At 66.0% G+C, this 2,293-nt stretch carries 2 protein-coding genes and 1 pseudogene; 2 read left to right on the plus strand and 1 reads right to left on the minus strand.

Going from position 1 to position 2,293, the window contains the following annotated elements; genetic code table 11:
• Positions 1–1,272 (minus strand): annotated as a pseudogene (locus SK803_RS46260) (hypothetical protein); the annotation flags it as partial.
• A gap of 206 nt (positions 1,273–1,478) precedes the next feature.
• On the opposite strand from SK803_RS46260, the gene SK803_RS46265 reads away from it, so the two are divergent.
• Positions 1,479–1,604 (plus strand): hypothetical protein, encoded by a 126-nt coding sequence (locus SK803_RS46265; RefSeq protein WP_319972629.1) that lies wholly within the window; start codon positions 1,479–1,481, stop codon positions 1,602–1,604.
• A 185-nt stretch (positions 1,605–1,789) separates the two neighbouring features.
• On the plus strand, positions 1,790–2,293 hold a 504-nt coding region (locus SK803_RS46270), incomplete at its 3' end, for a Scr1 family TA system antitoxin-like transcriptional regulator (RefSeq protein ID WP_319972630.1).

Genomic DNA, 2,293 nt, shown 5'->3' on the forward strand with positions numbered 1-2,293 from the left:
AAACCCGGTGCACTCCATCCGCATCCGGCCGGCCTCGTCCTCCAGCCACCTCATCGGCGCAGACCAGCGCCCAGGATGCATCGGCGCCGCCGCTCGCGCACCACCTGCGGTCGCGTCCACATCGCGTCGTCCGAACAACTCCTCCTCCAGCTCTCGCCGAAGCGTGGCAACGATGCGGACGTCAGCACGTGGATCCGTAAGCGGCTGGTGGAAGCCCTTCGGGATGACCGCCAACTTCCCAGCGGCGTTCACGACCTGGTCCGACCGCGTCTGCACAATAAGCGCGTAGTCCGCCGCACCGCGGAACGGGTCGGCTGGCCGTGCGATCGCCACGAGCGACAGAACTCCGCCGGCGCAGACCCGCCTCCCTGTATCGAGCACAACCTCCACATCCGGCAGGTACTTGTCTCGCAACGGATGTAGCGCACCTGAACCGCTCACCAGCGCATCAGCCAGCTCCGCTTCGAGCAGGTCCATCGTCAGCGCGTATTCGACAAAGTTCCCAACATCGACAGTCCCGCCGATGCCCCCTGCGCTGACGTCGATCTCCACCAGCCGGTACAGCGGCAGGTTCGCGAACCGCACGCCAAGAGCCGCGGCCATCACAAGCCGCTGGACAGCCGCCTCCGCGCAATCCTCGTCGAGCGCGGCTGTCACCCGTACTCGCTGCGAGAGGGTCAGCCGCTCGCGGTCCGGTTCGAGCGGTAGCCGAAGGTCATTCCACTCAGACCGCGTGACCACGCTGGTCCGAACGTCCAAGCCCGGACCACGGGCGGCGAACGTGTCGGGAGTTCCGTAGTACCGCCTCACCGCGTCCACGACCCGGCGCCGGCCAACTGCGCTCCGCCGCGCACGCCGCCCCTGGAGCACCCCGATGTCGGCGAGCTTCAGTACGGCACCAACTTTCGCCGCCGCAGACCCCGACTCCCAGCTGGCCGCACCATCCAACCACTCGAAAGCACCCGCCAAGCCCGGATGAACAGCCACGCCAGCAGGAGTTGCCGCAGAACCGCGCTCCATCGGCGAAGACAACAACTCCTCGACCGGCGTGTCGAGCATGCTCTCCAACAACCGGGCTGTGCTCGCCTTCATCTGGCCAAGGGGCTCGCCAGCAGACCGACGACCAGCGACCAGCCTCTGAAGATGCCTAAGCCCGAGCGTCCCTGGCTCCCGATTCTCACGCGCGTACAGCTCAGCTTCCTGGACGAACTCCTCCAGAGTCAGCCGACGTTCCCATATCCGCTGCTCAAGCACCGTGCGAAACGTCCGCATGGCTCCTCCTAGCTCGCCAGGTCGCAGCAGGTCGCTTCAGGTCACCTGCAGGCCGTACCGCTGATCCTGCGCTGATGAAATCTTGATTTCAGTCTGACACGCCCGCTCAACGCCCGTCAGACCGTCCGGTGACGTGTGGACTCCGCGTCCGCCTCAAGCACGTCACCGGACACCTCAAGCACACGCCTGCCGGGATGGGAGCCGCGATGACCGCCATCACGATCGCCCTCGGCCTTGTAGCGGCGTCGACGTGGACCTGGGTCGTCGGCGACCACTTCGACTGGTGGCAACGAGCAGCTGCGCACCGCCGCTACCAGAGACATAGCCACTAGGCAGGCGTTCTGATGACCGACCTCACGGCCGAAGCGATCGGCGAGAAGTGGTTGTCGCTTACCAACGAAGAGCGCTCCGAGCTGCTGTCACTGCGCCGCGAGAACCAGCGCAACGAGAACGCACTCGACCATGTGCCAACCAGGCCACAGCAACAGCGAGACGCACCAGACCAAGGAACTCGGACATGCCCAAGAGGTACTCCACCGCGCGCGGCCGTGAGTTCGGCGAGCGAATGCGAGCGGCCATCGCGCGAGCGGGCATGACCTCCCGACAGCTCGCAGACGTGCTGGGCTGGCAGGAAGCCAAGGTCTCGGACATGGTGAACGGCAAGGGAGGCATCACCGTTCTGGAACTCGTGCTGGCGCTCGGGGCATGTCGAGTCCCCGAGCCGGAACGCGAGAATCTGCTCAACCTCTTCCCTGCTATGGAGCTGGACGGCTGGTGGCAGTCTCACGGCAAGTACGCGCCGATCAGATCAGGCACGGCCAGGTCCAATCTCGCGGCAGCCAGAACCCTCATGAGCTGGCATCCGCACGCGGTCCCGGACCTACTGCGGACGAGTGACTACGCGCGGGCGCTGCTCGCTGCTTCGGCCACCGTGGCGGCGGCCGAACTCGACGAGCGGCTGCGCGCGTTGCGCGAGATGCAGGAGTTGCTCCGCAACGACCTCGACTGCACGTTCTACATC

This window comes from Lentzea miocenica (assembly GCF_033949945.1).
GTDB lineage: Bacteria > Actinomycetota > Actinomycetes > Mycobacteriales > Pseudonocardiaceae > Lentzea > Lentzea miocenica.